The 16,862-nt window shown below is 57.8% G+C and carries 15 protein-coding genes; 9 read left to right on the forward strand and 6 right to left on the reverse strand.

The features are described from left to right. Positions 1-16 precede the first annotated feature (16 nt). Genes E0L16_RS04715 through E0L16_RS04740 form a run of 6 tightly spaced genes read left to right on the forward strand, consistent with a single transcriptional unit; the run spans position 17 to position 6,099 of the window. A complete protein-coding gene (locus tag E0L16_RS04715) occupies positions 17-2,635 on the forward strand; it encodes a fimbrial biogenesis usher protein (RefSeq protein ID WP_131636422.1) in 2,619 nt (872 codons plus the stop codon). Then, positions 2,636-3,652 carry a fimbrial protein gene (locus tag E0L16_RS04720; protein WP_162301175.1) on the forward strand — a complete coding sequence of 339 codons (1,017 nt, stop codon included), beginning with the start codon at positions 2,636-2,638 and terminating at the stop codon, positions 3,650-3,652. Positions 3,653-3,661: 9 nt separating this feature from the next. Continuing rightward, positions 3,662-4,198, forward strand: a complete 537-nt coding sequence (locus E0L16_RS04725) for a fimbrial protein (protein ID WP_112792099.1) — start codon at positions 3,662-3,664, stop codon at positions 4,196-4,198. Positions 4,199-4,207: 9 nt separating this feature from the next. Continuing rightward, positions 4,208-4,738 (forward strand): fimbrial protein, encoded by a 531-nt coding sequence (locus E0L16_RS04730; protein WP_131636423.1) that lies wholly within the window; start codon positions 4,208-4,210, stop codon positions 4,736-4,738. Then, positions 4,731-5,441, forward strand: a complete 711-nt coding sequence (locus E0L16_RS04735) for a fimbrial biogenesis chaperone (RefSeq protein WP_242672212.1) — start codon at positions 4,731-4,733, stop codon at positions 5,439-5,441. Before E0L16_RS04730 ends, E0L16_RS04735 begins: the two co-directional genes overlap by 8 nt. Before the next feature lie 31 nt (positions 5,442-5,472). Beyond that, positions 5,473-6,099: a thioredoxin domain-containing protein gene (locus E0L16_RS04740; protein ID WP_131636424.1), complete on the forward strand. Its 627-nt coding sequence runs from the start codon at positions 5,473-5,475 to the stop codon at positions 6,097-6,099. A 46-nt stretch (positions 6,100-6,145) separates the two neighbouring features. Here E0L16_RS04740 and lsrG read toward each other — a convergent pair whose 3' ends face one another. The 6 genes from lsrG to lsrA are packed head-to-tail and all read right to left on the reverse strand — an operon-like array spanning position 6,146 to position 11,831. Then, positions 6,146-6,439, reverse strand: a complete 294-nt coding sequence (lsrG, locus tag E0L16_RS04745) for a (4S)-4-hydroxy-5-phosphonooxypentane-2,3-dione isomerase (RefSeq protein WP_112792102.1) — start codon at positions 6,437-6,439, stop codon at positions 6,146-6,148. Next, positions 6,436-7,323 (reverse strand): 3-hydroxy-5-phosphonooxypentane-2,4-dione thiolase, encoded by an 888-nt coding sequence (gene lsrF / locus E0L16_RS04750; protein ID WP_028014491.1) that lies wholly within the window; start codon positions 7,321-7,323, stop codon positions 6,436-6,438. The genes lsrG and lsrF overlap by 4 nt, the downstream gene beginning before the upstream one ends. A gap of 11 nt (positions 7,324-7,334) precedes the next feature. Continuing rightward, positions 7,335-8,336, reverse strand: a complete 1,002-nt coding sequence (lsrB, locus tag E0L16_RS04755) for an autoinducer 2 ABC transporter substrate-binding protein LsrB (protein WP_107533906.1) — start codon at positions 8,334-8,336, stop codon at positions 7,335-7,337. Position 8,337: 1 nt separating this feature from the next. Further along, on the reverse strand, positions 8,338-9,315 hold the full coding sequence (gene lsrD / locus E0L16_RS04760; RefSeq protein ID WP_063867658.1) for an autoinducer 2 ABC transporter permease LsrD: 978 nt from the start codon (positions 9,313-9,315) through the stop codon (positions 8,338-8,340). Further along, positions 9,316-10,347 (reverse strand): autoinducer 2 ABC transporter permease LsrC, encoded by a 1,032-nt coding sequence (lsrC, locus tag E0L16_RS04765; RefSeq protein ID WP_048958740.1) that lies wholly within the window; start codon positions 10,345-10,347, stop codon positions 9,316-9,318. Then, positions 10,344-11,831: an autoinducer 2 ABC transporter ATP-binding protein LsrA gene (gene lsrA / locus E0L16_RS04770; protein ID WP_131636425.1), complete on the reverse strand. Its 1,488-nt coding sequence runs from the start codon at positions 11,829-11,831 to the stop codon at positions 10,344-10,346. Before lsrA ends, lsrC begins: the two co-directional genes overlap by 4 nt. A gap of 215 nt (positions 11,832-12,046) precedes the next feature. Between lsrA and lsrR the strand changes: the two genes are divergently transcribed. From lsrR to E0L16_RS04785, 3 genes are all read left to right on the forward strand, one after another. Further along, positions 12,047-13,018 carry a transcriptional regulator LsrR gene (gene lsrR, locus E0L16_RS04775; RefSeq protein ID WP_063867652.1) on the forward strand — a complete coding sequence of 324 codons (972 nt, stop codon included), beginning with the start codon at positions 12,047-12,049 and terminating at the stop codon, positions 13,016-13,018. 32 nt (positions 13,019-13,050) lie between these two features. Continuing rightward, the gene (gene lsrK / locus E0L16_RS04780; RefSeq protein ID WP_131636426.1) at positions 13,051-14,631 is read left to right on the forward strand and encodes an autoinducer-2 kinase; all 1,581 of its coding nucleotides are present in this window, start codon (positions 13,051-13,053) and stop codon (positions 14,629-14,631) included. A 185-nt stretch (positions 14,632-14,816) separates the two neighbouring features. Beyond that, on the forward strand, positions 14,817-16,838 hold the full coding sequence (locus E0L16_RS04785) for an NADPH-dependent 2,4-dienoyl-CoA reductase (RefSeq protein ID WP_131636427.1): 2,022 nt from the start codon (positions 14,817-14,819) through the stop codon (positions 16,836-16,838). Positions 16,839-16,862 lie beyond the last annotated feature (24 nt).

Consider the following 16,862-nt stretch of genomic DNA (forward strand, 5'->3'; position numbering starts at 1 on the left):
AAGCAGGCAGAGAAAAATGAAGTTTCGCAAGTATCAGACAAGGATAGTCAATCATCATTTGGCCCCTCTCACGCTGGCCATGTTTGGCGCATTCGCATCCGTTAATGCGGATGCGGGCTATTATTTCAACCCTGCCTTTCTTTCCAGCGATCCTGCGGCGGTTGCTGATTTATCACGTTTTAGTAATGCTGGTCAGGCGCCAGGGGTCTATCGCGTGGACGTATGGCTGAATGACAATTTTTTAGCCACGCGCGACGTCACATTTAACGTGCGCAAAAATTCAACACCTACGGATGACGATACGGGGCTGACGCCCTGCCTCTCGCCTAAATCACTTGATGCGATGGGGGTAAATGTCGATGTCTTACCCGGTATTAAGGACGAAAAAGCGGGCAACTGTGTAGATTTGCCGGCAGCCATTCCCGCAGCTACCACACTTTTTGATTTTGAACACCAGCGCCTGAATATCAGTATACCGCAAGCGGCGCTGCGTAATAACGCACGTGGGTACATTCCTCCTGAGCAGTGGGACGAAGGCATTAATGCCTTGATGCTGAATTATGACTTTTCGGGTTCGCACAATCACAATAGCGGTAATTATGGTTCGACGACGGACAACTATTTTCTGGGACTTAACAGTGGAATAAACCTGGGGGCGTGGCGACTGCGGGATTTCTCTACATGGAACTATAACAGCAGCGGCTCAGGGACCTACACCAACTGGGAACACATTAAAACCTATGTTGAACGTGCCGTTATCCCGCTAAAAAGCAAACTTACCCTCGGCGAAAACTATACCACGTCGGACGTCTTCGACAGCCTGCCATTCCGAGGGGTGCAGATCAATTCTGATGACAACATGCTGCCTGATAGTATGAAAGGTTTTGCGCCGACCATTCATGGGATCGCCAAATCTAACGCCCAGGTCACCATCAAACAAAACGGTTACACCATCTATCAAAGCTATGTTCCGCCAGGGGCGTTTGCCATTAACGATCTGTACCCCACCTCCTCCAGCGGTGATCTGAACGTGGAGGTCAAAGAATCTGACGGAACGATCAACAGCTACTCTGTGTCTTATTCCGCGGTTCCGGTTTTACAGCGTGAAGGCACCGTAAAATATGCTGCTACCGCGGCCCGCTATCGCAGCAACAGCGATCAGCAGGAGGACACTAACTTTGTCCAGGGGACGCTTATCTGGGGGTTACCGAAAGGATTTACCGTCTACGGCGGTACGCAGCTGACGGAAAAATATTCTGCCTTTGCGTTGGGTACCGGGGTGAACCTGGGAAATTTTGGCGCCGTATCGGCCGATCTCACCTCCGCACAAAGCGAACTGAGCGACGGTAGCTCACATAACGGGCAGTCAATACGTTTCTTATATGCAAAATCGTTGAATGGCATGGGCACCAATTTCCAGCTGTTAGGCTATCGCTATTCCACATCCGGTTTTTATACCCTGGATGAAACCACCTATAAGCAAATGAAGGGTTATGTCGGCCAGGACGATCCCAACGACCACGCCGACGACAATCAGTCCGTGTGGACCGATTATTACAATCTGTACTACACCAAACGCGGCAAGCTCCAGGCCAATATTTCCCAACAGCTGGGCACTGCCGGGTCGATTTTCCTTAACGGCAGCCAGCAAACGTACTGGCATACCGACGAAAAAAATACGCTTGTTCAGCTGGGTTATAGCGGAACGGCTGCGGGCGTAACCTATAACCTGACCTACAACTACAATAAATCCCCTGGCATGCGCGATAGCGATCGTATTTATTCCTTAACGCTCTCCTTCCCGCTCAATCTGTGGCTCCATCCAGGCGGGGATGTGACCAAACATTTAAACAGCATTTATGCCACATACGGCATGAGCACCGATAACGACGGCAGGGTCAATAATACTGCTGGCGTCAACGGAACGCTGCTTGAAGACAATAACCTCAGCTACAGCGTTCAGCAGGGATATCAGAACCAACATACCGGTGCCAGCGGAAGCATCAGCACGGAATACGATAGCGCCTACGGTAATGCGAGCCTGGGATACAACTACAGCAACAATGGCGATTATCAACAGATCAACTACGGCCTCAGCGGCGGTATCGTCGCGCATCGCAACGGCATCACCTTAAGCCAGCCGTTGGGAGATACTAATGTCCTGATCGCCGCGCCCGGCGCAAGCAACGTTAAGGTCGAAGAAGGGCCCGGGATCCACACCGACTGGCGAGGTTATGCGGTTGTGCCGTATGCCAGCGCATACCATCGTAACCGCATGGCGCTGAACACCAACTCGCTCAGCGACGATCTGGACATTGACGAGGCCGTTACCCACGTTGTTCCAACCCAGGGTGCCCTGGTACGCGCCACCTTTAAGGCGCGCTCCGGAACGCGCGCAATGATTTCACTCATGCATAACGGGCGCCCTGTGCCCTTTGGCGCGATTGTTACGCGCAGCGATGAAGGTGGGGACACCATCGTAGGCGATAACGGCGAAGCGTATCTGTCCGGGCTGGGTGAAACAGGGAGTCTGACAGCACAATGGGGCGACACAGATGATAAAAAATGTGTTGCCATTTATAAGCTAAGTGAAACAAAGCAATCCCTCGTGCGTTTAAAAGCGGAGTGCCGATAAGTGAAAGTACGCATTATTTTTTTATTGCTCAGCCTTATGGCTTCTACGCAATGTATGGCAGTGGTCTGCTGGAACTATACACACCACACTGCTAATGTGAATTACGATCTGACGACAACGCTGACGAAAGAACAAAACCAGTTGGGGCAGGCCGTTGAACTGGTTAAATCGCAGGATGTGGGTGTGAATGCCATATGTGACGCCCATGTGGATGGCGATGCGACAACTTATCGCTCATACAAGAATACCTACCCGGTGATTTTCACGGAAGACCAGTGGCAGTATATGAGTCTCGACCCGACCTATATTGCAGGGGCGATGCGGATAACCGATTCCGACATTGGTGAATATTATCCTCCCAGAGACTATATCCATATGGGTAAAGATTACAGGGTAGATCAAGAAGAATATGGCGAGCCTTTCCCTGTATACGACTCCAACCTGGTATTTCGGTTAAAAATTATTAAACCTTTTATTGGTACAGTCATTATCCCCAGCAAGGTAATGTTTAATGTATATGTTACCACCAAGAATACCGACCCGTTGAGTTATATTGTTTATCAAATAACGTACAGCGGTGCGGTCACGGTCCCGCAAAACTGCACCATTAATGCGGGGCAACTCATTACGGTTGACCTGGGAAAACTAAACAGTTCTTCATTCACGACCGCGGGTGAGAAGCCCTCTAACGCAGCGGTAAAAACCTTTAATGTTCCCATCGAGTGCAGTGCGGACGTGATTTCGCCTGCGCATCTCACGCTTCGACTGGTCGCGAACGCAGACAGTAACGTCGGCGAGGCGCTCGCCACAGATAATAAAGATGTCGGCGTGGTGGTAACCAAAGAAAATGGTGCCGTCATGATACCTAACGACGCATCCAGCGCCGCTGATTTTATTACCGACGAGTCGGGTCATGCTGATGTCACGTTAAAAACCTACCCCATCAGCACAACTGGGAACGCCCCGGCAGAAGGTCTCTTCACTGCGTTGGCCTGTTTACGTATCGATTTTGCGTAAGGGGGAAAAATGAGAGTCTTGTATTTTGTCGTGATGCTGTTATCTGGGATACCAATAACGTACGCCGATGATGAAGCAATAATTAACCTCCAGGTATTCGGCACGATTATCGGCGAATCCTGTGAAGTAGATGTGAACAGTAAAGAACAAACTGTCGATCTTGGCGAATTCGATACATCGGAATTTCCTGCTTCCGGAGCAACGTCGCCGAAAAAAGCGTTCACGATCGTTCTTAAAAATTGTTCACGCGCCATTCAGGGGACAAAAATCTGGTTCAGCGGTATAGCGGATACCAATAATCCTGACCTGCTGGCGCTCAGCGACACGGGTAAAGGAACGGCTGGCGAAATGGCGACGGGCATTGGCGTAGAGCTTCTTAATGCCGGAATGAACCCGATTAAAATAAATAATACGGAATCCGAAATTTATCCCTTAAAGCAGGGAGATAATAGCCTGACGTTTAATTTACGGTACAAATCAACCTTGCCCGAGGTCACGCCAGGGAATGCTACGTCCATCATGTATTTTGATTTGCTCTATCAGTAGGATGCAGAAATGAAAAAGCTTTGCACAATAATATTCACCGCGCTTTTTCTGGTGCCGTTTTTTTCAGCGCGAACACTGGCACACGACGGAACAATTTATATCACTGGCGTTATTCACAAAAAAACGTGCAGTCTTGCGCCAGATTCTCAGAGCCTGACCGTCGCAATGGACAGTGTGCAAAGTAAATATTTCACCCAGTCAGGTATGGGCGCTGATTATCATCCGTTTGCTATTAATGTAGAAAACTGTGCCGGAACAGCAGGCTCTGTCAGTATTACCTTTGACGGTACGCCAGATACAGCAAACCCCGATTTACTGACGCTCATCGGCGGTGAAGGCTACGCAACGGGTATTGGCATAGGAATTTACAACCAGGACAAGTCGCTCATCTCTATGGGAAGTAAAAGCCAGAAGACGTTGATTATTCCTAATCAACGCGACGCGACTCTCCAGTTTTACGCCCGCTATGTTGCCACCGCAAACGAGGTCACCACGGGAACGGCAAATGCGACGACAACCTTTATTCTTAATTATGCGTAAGTGTGTTTATCCGGCGAAGAGCCTGCTTCTCTTTTTTCTCTCCACCATCATGCTTCAGGCGCAGGCTGGCGTGGTGATCGGCGGAACGCGGTTTGTCTATCCGGAACGCGAGAAATCGATCAGCTTTTCCGTGCGTAACCCTTCTGACGAATCGTATCTGATTTACACCAAAGTCGAGCCGGGTGGCCTGTGGACTGGGGCGGATACCCCACACGGACTTCAGTCCGCATTTGTGGCCACGCCACAGCTGTTTTCATTGCGTCCGCAGCGCGAAAACACGATTCGGCTGATATTTACGGGGGGAACGTTGCCCGAGAACCGTGAAACGCTGTTCACGTTAAACGTTGGGGCGATCCCTTCCGCTAACCCGCACACCACGGGTGTGCAAACCGCGGTGCGTTCACGCTTTAAACTTTTTTATCGGCCCACCGGGCTCGCCGGCAATCCTGATGATGCTTATCAGGCCCTACGCTGGTCGCGAAACAAAAATAAGGTCGTTGTGAATAATCCGACGCCTTACTACATCACGCTTTATCAGCTCAGCCTCGGCGATAAGCGCATCGCTGATAGTGGACTTATTGCTCCTTTTAGCGAACGGACGCTTGAGGGTTGTACAAACCCAGGGGTATGCCTGGTGCGCTGGCAAGCGATTAATGATTATGGACGTATTATGCCTGTCCGCACGCAGGCACTGACGTCCTGATCCCGTCTCTCTCTTTTACGGAATAATATCAATGGAAGTGTCAACCTCCCTTCGTCGCCTTTCTCTTCTGCTGGCTGCGACACTGACTTTCTCAGCCGCAGCGCAGGCAGAACAAGCGACGCCACAGCAGATTGAACAAACAGGAAAAGCCGCTGAAGCGTATTTCGCCGAACATCCTGAAAAAATGGGTGAAATTGTAGCCACCTATCTTGCTGAACATCCTGAATTTTTAGTTGCGGCAGGCGAAAGCCTTCACCAGCGTCAGGAGATAGCGCAGCAACAGGCCATGGTGCAAAATGCCATCCTCCATCGCGAGCAGCTGCTTGCTGGCGGCGATCCTGTTATCGGGCCCGCCAACGCAAAAGTCGCCGTGGTGTCTTTTGTGGATGAGCAATGCGTGAACTGCAACGTCACAGAAGCGCTTATCCATGCCAACCCGGATATTCGTTTTATCTTTAAAAAATTGCCTTCGGCCGGGTCGGCAAATAAAGCGTTACAGGACAATGTGAAGCTCGTGAAGCAGATCGGTTTTGCCAACGCGCCGGCGTTTGTGGTTTTACCCCAGGAAAAAGATCCGGTCATTCAGCGCATTAGCGTGATGTCAGGAAACGTCTCTACCGATGCATTAATCATGGCTATCCAGAAAGCCAAAGGATAGGCCAGGATGCCCGATGACGTGGATGAGTGCGTCATCGGGCATCGAATTACTCCGGCAACAGCCCCACGAAACAGCGCTTTTTGCGCGGTTCCGACATCAGCTCTTCGAGCTTATCCACGCACGTCAGATAGTGCGGGGTTTGCTTGTGCGCCAGCACCGCCTCTTCGTCCTTATAGGCCTCGTAGATAAAGAACCGGGTTTTCACCCGCGGGTCCTGCAACACGTCAAAGCGCAGGTTGCCCGGCTCCCTGATGGCTCCCTCGTGGTTGGCGCGAAACACCTCCAGAAACTCGTCCACCCGCTCGGGCTTGATGTTGATCTCCACTAACGTCACGTTCATTTTGCTTCTCCCTGTTTCTCTTCCTGCCAGAACTGGAACGCCTCCCGGGCGCTCACGTTCTCGTGAACCACTTTTTTCACCGCCTTCAGCATGGCGAGCGGCGCGCTGGACTGGAAGATGTTGCGCCCCATGTCCACGCCCGACGCGCCCTGGTCAATCGCCCGCCAGCACATCTCCAGCGCCTCGAGCTCCGGCAGCTTTTTGCCCCCGGCGATGACGATCGGCACCGGGCAGCTGGCGGTCACTTTTTCAAAGCCCTCGTCCACGTAGTAGGTTTTGACGAACTGCGCCCCCATTTCGGCGGCGATGCGGCTGGCGAGCGAGAAATAGCGCGCGTCGCGGGCCATCTCCTTGCCGACGCCCGTTACCGCCAGCGTCGGCATGCCGTAGCGCGCCCCTGCATCGACAAGCTTGATGATGTTGTTGATAGACTGATGCTCAAACTCGCTTCCGATGTACACCTGCGCCGCCACCGCACAGACGTTCAGGCGCAGGGCATCCTCCATCGCCACCGCCACGCACTCGTTCGACAGCTCGCCCAGAATCGAGTTACCGCCGGAGGCGCGCAGCACCACCGGTTTGTTCGTCGCGGCGGGCACCTGGCTCCTGAGGATACCGCGCGTGCACATCAGCACGTCGGTTTCGCCAAACAACGGCGCAATGGAGAGATCGATACGCTCGAGACCGGTAGTTGGCCCCTGAAAGTAGCCGTGGTCAAAGGCCAGCATTACCGTGCGGTTGCTCTGCGGGTTAAAGATGCGCGCCAGGCGGGACTGCATGCCCCAGTCCAGCGAGCCGCAGCCCTTCAGCGTGAACGGCACATTCTGCTGCGGCGTGCCGATACCAAAATCCTTGCCGTCTTTGATGTCGTCTAAATCAGCCATTTGCTCCCCCGTCAGAAATCGTATTTGCTGATGTTCTCTTTGGTGAACACCACGCGCTCCGGCAGCAGCACGATGCCGTTGCCCTTCGCCTCATACTGATAGCCCTGTACGCTGTTCGGCTCCACCTTCAGCGTCCCGATACCTTTTACGTCAACGCTGTCGCCAGGGTTAAGATCGCCCTTTTTCAGCAGGCGATCGGCGACATTGACCGCAATTTTGCCCTGTTGTACGACATCCCATAGGCCGAAGGCTTTCACCGTCCCGCGCTCAACGTATGGACGCATGACGTTCGGCGTGCTGAAGCCGACAATCGCCACCCCTTCCCGCTTCAGGTTCTCCGCCGCCTGCGCCGCCGCCGGCAGGGCGTTGGCGTCCGGGGCGATGATCGCGTCCAGATCCGGATACGCTTTTAAGATCCCCTCGGCGGTTTGCAGGGATTTGGTGGCGTCGTTATAGCCAAACTGGGTGGTCACGACCTGCCACTGCGGGTGATCTTTTTCGATTTTCGCCTTCGCCTCTTTCACCCACTGGTTCTGGTCGGTGACGGTGGGGCTGGAGTAGAAGAACGCCACTTTGGCATTCGGTTTGGTGACCTGTTTGCCCGCCATCTCCACCAGCAGGCCGCCCAGCTGCTCCGGCGTCCCCTGGTTGATATAAATGCTGCGGCACTCCGGTTTGGTGTCGGAATCCCAGGTCAGTACCTTTACGCCGCGCTGCATCGCGCGCTTCAGCGCCGGGCAGAGGCCGTCCGGCGACACGGCGGAGACGATAATGGCGTTGTAGCCCTGGTTGACGAAGTTGTTGATGAGCTGCACCTGGCCGGAAACGCTCGGCTCGGTCGGGCCGTCGTAGGTCACGTCCACGCCAAGATCTTTCCCCGCCTCTTTCGCGCCGTTGCCGCCGCTGGTGAAGAAGCCCACGCCCACCAGCTTGGGGATAAAGGCAATACGGTCCGCCGCCTGCGCCGAAGCGAAGCTGAGGGCCATTGCCAGGACGAGCAGTTTTGTTTTCATCTTACGCTCCGGATAGTTTTCTGAAGAGAGATCGCACCCATTCGCGGTGCAGACTCAGCGAACGTCCCATCACCACCACAACCAGCAGCGCCCCCGACAGCGCGCTCGACACCTGGTTGGGGATGCCGACCATCTGTAAACCCTGCTGGAGATACCCCACCAGCAGCGCCGCCAGCGCCGTACCCAGCACCGACCCTGAACCGCCGTAAATATTGGCCCCGCCGAGTACGGCGGCGGTGAGCGCGGGCATCAGCAAATCGCGCCCCAGATCCGAACGCGCAGAGCCGAAATAGGAGACCATCACCAGCGCGGCCACCGCCGACGCCACGCCCACCAGACCGTACAGCGCGTACGGCATGCCGTTCACCGACAGCGCCGCATAGCGCGCCGCGCGCGGGTTTTGCCCAATCAAAAACAGATGGCGGCCAAAGCGCCCGCGATGGGTAATCAGCCAGAAGAAGGCGGTAATTACCGCGAACAGCACCAGCGGGATCGGCAGCCCCAGCACCGTGAGGTTAGCGAACGCGGTAAAACCGTCCGGGAAGCCGCCGATGCCCTCGTAGCCCGTCGCCCCCGCCATGCCGGAGAGCAGCAGCGCGCCGCCGCCGTAGAGGTAGAGCGTGCCGAGGGTAATGACTAAAGGGCTGATGCCGGTGTAGTGGATCAGCGCCGCATTCACCAGCCCGCACAGCAGGCCAAGCAGCAGCGTCAGCGGAACGGCGACCGCCATGGGCCACCCCGCCTGCATCATCACCCCCAGCGCGATGGCGCACAGACCGATGGTGGAGCCCAGCGAAATGTCGATCCCGCCGCTGATAATCACCAGCGTCAGCGGCAGCGCCACGATGCCGATGCAGATGAAATCACTGGTGCTGAACAGCAGCATGTTAACGTCGAGCATGCGCGGATTAATGGCGCCGAAGAGCAGGATCTCCAGCACCAGCAATATCAGCAGCGCGCTTTCCCAGTTGAGCCTCATTTACGCCACCTCTTTGTTGCGTTTGGGAAACGGGGTAACGTGCTTTCCCCCTCTGTTGCCAGGCTGGAACCGGCCGTACTTCAGCGCCCGCTGATGGCGTGACAGCGCCTGGCGCAGCCGCCCGTCGAGCACCAACACGCCCAGCAGCACCAGTCCGGCGATGAAGTCGTTCCACCACGCCGGTAGCCTGAACAGCACCAGCACGGTGTCGATTTGAGTAAGGAAGAACGCGCCGAGGAACGCACCGACCAGCGTGCCGGTGCCGCCCAGCAGCGAAATGCCACCGAGCACACAGGCGGCAATGGCTTTCATCTCCAGCCCGCTGCCGGTCTGGTTGGGCACAAAGCCGATCTGCGCGGCAAAGACAATCCCGGCGCAGGCCGCCAGCATGCCGTTAAGGGTGAAGGCGATCATGCGCGTGCGGTTCACCGCCACGCCCAGCTGGCGCGCGGCGGCGAGGTTATCCCCCACCGCGTAAAAATCACGCCCGAACGCGGTGCGCGATAGCCCCCACGCGCCAACGACCACGAGAATCAACACTCCCACGCCGAGCGGTGAAATGCCGATGGCGGCAGGCTCGGAGAGAGATTTCAGCCCCGGCGGCAACCCCTCAATCCACTTTCCGCCCGTCCAGAGCAGCATCGCGCCGCGGTACAGCCCCAGCGTACCGAGGGTGGCGACAATCGCCGGAATGCGCAGCCCCACCACCAGAAAACCGTTGAACGCCCCCGCCAGCGCGCCAATCGACAGTGCAAAAAGTATCGATACCGGCAGGCTGTAGCCACCGTTGAGCGCCACGCCGACGGCAATCGCGGACAGCCCGACGGTCGAGCCCACGGAGACGTCGATATTGCGGGTCAGCATCACCAGCGCCGCGCCGATGGCCAGCAGGATCAGGATCTGCGCGCTGGCGAAGATCATCCCCAGCGTTTGCAGGCTGAAGTAGGACGGATTCAGCGCCACCAGCACGGCGAACAGCGCCAGAATGGCGAGAAACGCGCTCAGCTCGCGGTTTTTGAGTAAGATCTTCATGATTGACCTCCAAACGCCAGCGCCATCATCCGGTCGAGGCTGACGGCGTGGCGCGGCAGCTCGCCGCTGAGTACGCCCTGATGCATCACCAGCACGCGGTCCGCGAGGCCGGGGAATTCATCGAGATCGCTTGAGATCATCAGCACCGCAACATTCTGTGCCGCCACGCTTTTAATGAGCTGGTAGATATCGGCGCGCGCCGACACGTCCACGCCGCGCGTCGGCTCATCGACGATCAGCAACAAAGGATTGGCCTCCAGACAGCGCGCCAGCAGCACCTTCTGCTGGTTGCCGCCGGAGAGCGTGCGCACGGTTTGATCCGCATGATTGAGCTTGATCCCCAGCGCCCGGTGATAGCGCTCCACCACCGCAGACTCCCGCTTTCGCTGCTGCCAGAGCGACGGCTCGTTCAGCGCCACCGTGTTCCAGCGGACAGGCGCGTCGAGAAACAGGCCGGACACCTGCCTGTCTTCCGGCAGATAAACCAACCCTTTTTCGAGACGTGAACCCACCGGATCGGAGGTGATCTCCCGGCTCTCCAGCCACACCCGCCCGCCGCGTACGGGACGCAGGCCGTAGAGCGTTTCGGCAAACTCGGTGCGCCCGGAACCCACCAGTCCGGCAAGGCCGACGACCTCCCCGGCGTAAATCTCCAGGCTGAGATCGATAAAGCCCTCTCCGGTGAGATCTTCCACGCGCAGCACCGGAAAATCCTGCGGCTGGGTGCGGCGGTTGCCCGGCAGCGCCAGCCACAGCTTTTGCGCATCGCTTAAGCCTTTCTCGCGGCTGACCGGCGTCATGGCGGCGATCAGGGCGCTGTCGTCAAACTGGGCGGTTTCGCCGCTGAGCACTACCGCGCCGTCGCGCATCACCGAAACGTGGCTCGACAGCGTGCGGATTTCCGGCAGCTTATGCGAGATAAAGACAATCCCGACGCCGAACGCCTGTAAGGCGCGGATCTGGCGAAACAGCCGTTCGGTTTCGCCGGGCGTCAGCGAGGCCGTGGGCTCGTCGAGGATCAGAATTCTGGCGTTGCGCATCAGCCCGCGCAGGATCTCCACCATCTGCTGGTCCGCCACTTCCAGGGTGCTGGCCGTTGCATCAAGGTTAAGCTGACATTGCAGCTGCCGGAGTTTCTCCGCCAGGCGTTTTTCCCGATCGCGCTCTCGCGGCAGGCGGAACAGGATGTTTTCCCGCACGGTCAGGTTGGGGAAAAGCAGAGGCTCCTGCGGTACCAGATAAATGCCTAACCGGTGCGCCTGCGCCGGGGTAAGCCGTGCAAACGACTCGCCCGCAACCGAAAGTTCACCGCTATCCGGCGTTTCCACCCCGGCGATGATCTTCATTAGCGTCGATTTTCCCGCGCCGTTACCGCCCATCAGCGCATGCACCTGCCCCGAAAGCAGCGTGAAATCAATGCCTTTTAAGACCGGCACGCCTGAGAACTGCTTGCTGATATTCCGCGCGTTGAGAAGTGGTGTCATCATCGCTCCGCTATTGAACAAATGATTTTTAAATTTAATAATGTTCAAAAGCGTAGACGGTGAACTATATTTACAACCGTGCAGGGATCACAGTTTTATCGATTGAGATTCAGATTAACCAGAAACGATCTAAAAGATCCGTTTTGCCGCGTGGCTCACATTTTCACGCCGCGCCATTACGAACATATGATCTAAATTTTTATAAGAGTTCAATTATGAGCGATAAACGCACTGCGGAAGAAGGACGGTTTGCCGGGCTGGCGCTGGCGGAAGAGGAGCTGGTGGCGCGCGTCGCCTGGTGCTACTACCACGACGGGCTGACCCAGAATGATATCGGCGAACGGCTCGGTTTGCCGCGCCTGAAGATCTCCCGCCTGCTGGAGAAAGGCCGTCAGTCGGGGGTGATCCGCGTGCAGATCAACTCCCGCTACGAGGGCTGCCTGGCGCTGGAAACTGAGCTACAGCAGCGCTTTGGCCTGAAGCTGGTGCGCGTGATGCCCGCCCTCAATACCCCGCCGATGAACGTGCGGTTAGGCATTGGCGCGGCGCAGTCGCTGATGGGCGTGCTGGCGCCCGGCCAGCTGTTAGCGGTGGGCTTCGGTGAAACCACCATGAGCAGTCTGCAACACTTAAGCGGCTTTATCAGCTCGCAGCAGATCCGCCTGGTGACGCTTTCCGGCGGCGTGGGGCCGTATATGACCGGTATCGGCCAGCTGGATGCGGCCTGTAGCGTCAGCATGATCCCCGCCCCGCTTCGCGTGTCATCCGCTGAAGTCGCCGGGATCTTAAAGCGCGAAACCAGCGTGCGGGACGTGATCCTCGCCGCGACCGCCGCTGACGTGGCGGTGGTCGGCATTGGTTCCGTGAACCAGCGCCGTGACGCGACGATACTGCGCTCCGGCTATATCAGCGAAGGTGAACAGCTGATGTACGCCCGTAAAGGGGCGGTGGGCGATATCCTCGGCTATTTCCTTAACGCCGAAGGGGAATGCGTCGAGGAGCTGGAGATCCACAAAGAATTACTGGGCGTCACGCTCGATGAACTGGCGCAGCTGCCCACCATCGTCGGCGTGGCCGGAGGGGAAGAGAAAGCCGATGCGATTTACGCCGCACTGAAAGGTCGCCGTATTAATGGCCTGGTGACGGAAGAGACGACAGCCCGCGCGGTGCTGGCTCTGGCCGAATAAGAGTCGCCCTGCGCTAACAGCGAGGCAAGCTCATGAGTTACCTTTTAGCGTTAGATGCAGGGACAGGCAGCGTTCGCGCCGTGATTTTCGATTTACAGGGCAACCAGATTGCCGTCGGCCAGGCCGAGTGGAAGCACCTGAGCGTGGAGAACGTGCCGGGATCGATGGAATTCGACCTCGACACCAACTGGCAGCTGGCCTGCCGGTGCATTCATCAGGCGCTGGAGCGCGCGCGCCTGAGCGCGGCGGATATTCAGTCTGTCGCCTGCTGTTCGATGCGCGAAGGGATCGTGCTGTACGATCGCAGCGGCGAGGCCATCTGGGCCTGCGCCAACGTTGACGCCCGCGCCAGCCGCGAGGTGGCTGAACTCAAAGAGATCCACGACTACCGTTTTGAATCCGAAGTGTATGACGTTTCCGGGCAGACGCTTGCCCTTAGCGCCATGCCGCGCCTGCTCTGGCTGGCGCATCATCGCCCTGATATTTATCGTAAGGCCGCCACTATCACCATGATCAGCGACTGGCTGGCGGCAAAGCTTTCTGGCGAGCTGGCGGTGGACCCGTCCAATGCGGGTACCACCGGCATGCTGGATCTCTTTTCACGCGACTGGCGTCCGGCGCTGCTCGACATGGCCGGGCTGCGCGCCGATATTCTCTCGCCGGTGAAAGAGACCGGCACCGTGCTGGGCGCTATCACCAAAGAAGCCGCGCAGCAGAGCGGCCTGCGTGAAGGCACCCCGGTCGTGATGGGCGGTGGCGACGTGCAGCTGGGCTGCCTGGGGCTGGGCGTGGTCCGCGCCGGACAAACGGCGGTGCTGGGCGGCACCTTCTGGCAGCAGGTGGTTAACCTGCCGCAGGTGCGCACCGACCCTGAGATGAACATCCGCGTGAACCCGCACGTCATTCCCGGCATGGCGCAGGCGGAGTCGATCAGCTTCTTTACCGGGCTGACCATGCGCTGGTTCCGCGACGCCTTCTGCGCCGAAGAGAAGCTGATTGCCGAGCGGATGGGGATGGACACCTATTCCCTGCTGGAAGAGATGGCGGGCCGCGTGCCCGCTGGCTCCCACGGCGTAATGCCAATCTTCTCCGACGCGATGCATTTTAAGCAGTGGTACCACGCCGCGCCGTCGTTTATTAACCTCTCCATCGACCCGGAAAAGTGCAACAAAGCGACGCTGTTCCGCGCCCTGGAGGAGAACGCGGCGATCGTCTCGGCCTGTAACCTGACGCAGATTTCGCGCTTCTCCGGCGTGACGTTTGATAGCCTGGTGTTTGCGGGCGGCGGCGCGAAGGGCGCCCTGTGGAGCCAGATTTTAAGCGACGTCACCGGCCTGCCGGTGCGCGTGCCGGAAGTCAAAGAGGCAACGGCGCTCGGCTGCGCCATTGCCGCCGGAACGGGCGCGGGGCTGTTTTCGGATATGGCCTCGACGGGCGAGCGGCTGGTGAAGTGGAGCCGCGAGTTTACGCCAAACCCGCAGCACCGGGAGCTGTACGACGGCTTGATGCAGAAGTGGCAGGCGGTGTACGCCGACCAGCTCGGCCTGGTGGACAGCGGGCTGACGACGTCGATGTGGCAGGCGCCGGGGTTAGCGCGGGCAGCGATGCCGTAAATAACGCCGGATGGCGCTGCGCTTATCCGTCCTGGGGTTTTGTAGCCCCGGTTAGCGTAGCGCCACCGGGGAAGTTCTTTGAGATCTATCACAATCATTCGATCCCGCTTTTACCTTTCTGCTGCCGCTGGCTAAATTAGTAACTCATCCGACCACATAACAATAATTTTACACTGGAAGAGACTATGAGCCGCTATCCGTCGCTATTCGCCCCCCTCGATCTGGGGTTTACCACCCTCAAAAACCGCGTGCTGATGGGCTCGATGCACACCGGGCTGGAGGAGCGTCCGGACGGGGCTGAACGTCTGGCGGCCTTCTACGCCGAGCGTGCGCGCCACGGGGTCGCGCTGATTGTCACCGGCGGCGTAGCCCCTGCCCCTTCCGGCGTGACGATGGAGGGCGGCGCAGTTCTGAATGATGCGACACAGCTGCCGCATCACCGCATTGTCACGGACGCGGTGCATAACGAAGGCGGCAAAATCGCCCTGCAAATTCTGCATACCGGGCGCTACAGCTATCAGCCAAAGCTGGTTGCGCCATCGGCTATTCAGGCGCCGATTAACCGCTTTACCCCTCACGCCCTCAGCCACGACGAGATCCTGGCGCTGATCGACGATTTTGCCCGCTGCGCCGCGCTGGCGCGTGAGGCGGGCTACGACGGCGTGGAGGTGATGGGCTCTGAAGGCTATCTGATTAACGAGTTCCTCGCCGCCCGCACCAACCAGCGCGACGACGAATGGGGCGGTGACTATGCCCGCCGGATGCGTTTTGCCGTGGAGGTGGTGCGTGCGGTGCGTGAACGTGCGGGCGCGGACTTTATTATCATCTTCCGCCTGTCGATGCTCGACCTGGTGGAGGGCGGCGGCACGTTCGACGAAACCGTGCAGCTGGCGCAGGCGATTGAAGCCGCAGGCGCCACGATTATCAACACCGGAATTGGCTGGCACGAAGCGCGCATTCCGACCATTGCCACACCGGTGCCGCGCGCGGCGTTCAGCTGGGTAACGCGCAAGCTGAAAGGCAAAGTTTCCGTTCCGCTGGTCACCACTAACCGCATTAACGACCCGCAGGTGGCGGACGATGTGATCTCACGCGGCGATGCCGATATGGTCTCGATGGCGCGTCCGTTCCTCGCGGATGCCGAACTGCTCTCTAAAGCGCAAAGCGGCCGTGCGGATGAGATTAACACCTGCATCGGCTGTAACCAGGCCTGTCTGGATCAGATCTTCGTTGGCAAAGTCACCTCATGCCTGGTGAACCCCCGCGCCTGCCATGAGACCAAAATACCGGTCGTCCCGGCGGTCAGTCAAAAACGCCTGGCCGTCGTGGGTGCCGGCCCCGCAGGCCTGGCGTTTGCGGTCAATGCCGCCACGCGCGGGCACCGCGTGACGCTGTTTGATGCCGCCGGTGAAATTGGCGGGCAGTTTAATATCGCCAAACAGATCCCCGGCAAAGAGGAGTTCTATGAAACCCTGCGCTATTACCGCCGGATGATCGACCTGACGGGTGTTGATCTGCGGCTTAACCAGTTTGTCAGCGCGGCGGATCTCATCGACTTCGACGAGGTGATCCTCGCGAGCGGGATCGCCCCGCGCACGCCTGCGATCGAGGGCATCGATCATCCGAAGGTGTTGAGCTATCTGGACGTACTGCGCGATAAAGCGCCCGTTGGTGAAAAGGTGGCGATTATCGGCTGCGGCGGGATCGGATTTGATACCGCGATGTATTTAAGCCAGCCGGGCGAGGCCACCAGCCAGAACATCGCCGAGTTTTGCGTGGAATGGGGCATTGATACCAGCCTCAGTCAGTCCGGGGGCCTGCGCCCGGAAGGTCCACAGCTGCCGAAAAGCCCGCGTCAGATCGTGATGCTCCAGCGTAAGGCCAGCAAGCCGGGCGAAGGGCTGGGCAAAACCACGGGCTGGATCCACCGCGCCACCCTGCTCTCGCGCGGGGTGAAGATGATCCCGGGGGTGAGCTACCAGAAGATCGACGACGACGGGCTGCACGTGCTGATCGGCGGTGAACCGCAGCTGCTGCGCGTGGATCATGTGATTTTATGTGCCGGACAGGAGCCGAAGCGCGATCTGGCCGATCCGCTGCGCGAAGCCGGTAAAACGGTGCATTTGATTGGCGGGTGCGATGTGGCGATGGAGCTGGATGCGCGGCGGGCGATTGCGCAGGGGACAACATTGGCATTAGCGATTTGATTTCTTGCCCGGTGGCGCTGCGCT

Origin of the sequence: Enterobacter quasihormaechei, from assembly GCF_004331385.1 — a bacterium.
GTDB classification, from domain to species: Bacteria; Pseudomonadota; Gammaproteobacteria; order Enterobacterales; family Enterobacteriaceae; genus Enterobacter; species Enterobacter quasihormaechei.

Bases quoted from the DNA above. Each gene is read 5' to 3' on its own strand.
- E0L16_RS04715 (WP_131636422.1), top strand. From the start codon at position 17: ATGAAGTTTCGCAAGTATCAGACAAGGATAGTCAATCATCATTTGGCC.
- E0L16_RS04725 (WP_112792099.1), top strand. From the start codon at position 3,662: ATGAGAGTCTTGTATTTTGTCGTGATGCTGTTATCTGGGATACCAATA.
- E0L16_RS04730 (WP_131636423.1), top strand. From the start codon at position 4,208: ATGAAAAAGCTTTGCACAATAATATTCACCGCGCTTTTTCTGGTGCCG.
- E0L16_RS04735 (WP_242672212.1), top strand. From the start codon at position 4,731: ATGCGTAAGTGTGTTTATCCGGCGAAGAGCCTGCTTCTCTTTTTTCTC.
- E0L16_RS04740 (WP_131636424.1), top strand. From the start codon at position 5,473: ATGGAAGTGTCAACCTCCCTTCGTCGCCTTTCTCTTCTGCTGGCTGCG.
- lsrG (WP_112792102.1), bottom strand. From the start codon at position 6,439: ATGAACGTGACGTTAGTGGAGATCAACATCAAGCCCGAGCGGGTGGAC.
- lsrF (WP_028014491.1), bottom strand. From the start codon at position 7,323: ATGGCTGATTTAGACGACATCAAAGACGGCAAGGATTTTGGTATCGGC.
- lsrB (WP_107533906.1), bottom strand. From the start codon at position 8,336: ATGAAAACAAAACTGCTCGTCCTGGCAATGGCCCTCAGCTTCGCTTCG.
- lsrD (WP_063867658.1), bottom strand. From the start codon at position 9,315: ATGAGGCTCAACTGGGAAAGCGCGCTGCTGATATTGCTGGTGCTGGAG.
- lsrC (WP_048958740.1), bottom strand. From the start codon at position 10,347: ATGAAGATCTTACTCAAAAACCGCGAGCTGAGCGCGTTTCTCGCCATT.
- lsrA (WP_131636425.1), bottom strand. From the start codon at position 11,831: ATGACACCACTTCTCAACGCGCGGAATATCAGCAAGCAGTTCTCAGGC.
- lsrR (WP_063867652.1), top strand. From the start codon at position 12,047: ATGAGCGATAAACGCACTGCGGAAGAAGGACGGTTTGCCGGGCTGGCG.
- lsrK (WP_131636426.1), top strand. From the start codon at position 13,051: ATGAGTTACCTTTTAGCGTTAGATGCAGGGACAGGCAGCGTTCGCGCC.
- E0L16_RS04785 (WP_131636427.1), top strand. From the start codon at position 14,817: ATGAGCCGCTATCCGTCGCTATTCGCCCCCCTCGATCTGGGGTTTACC.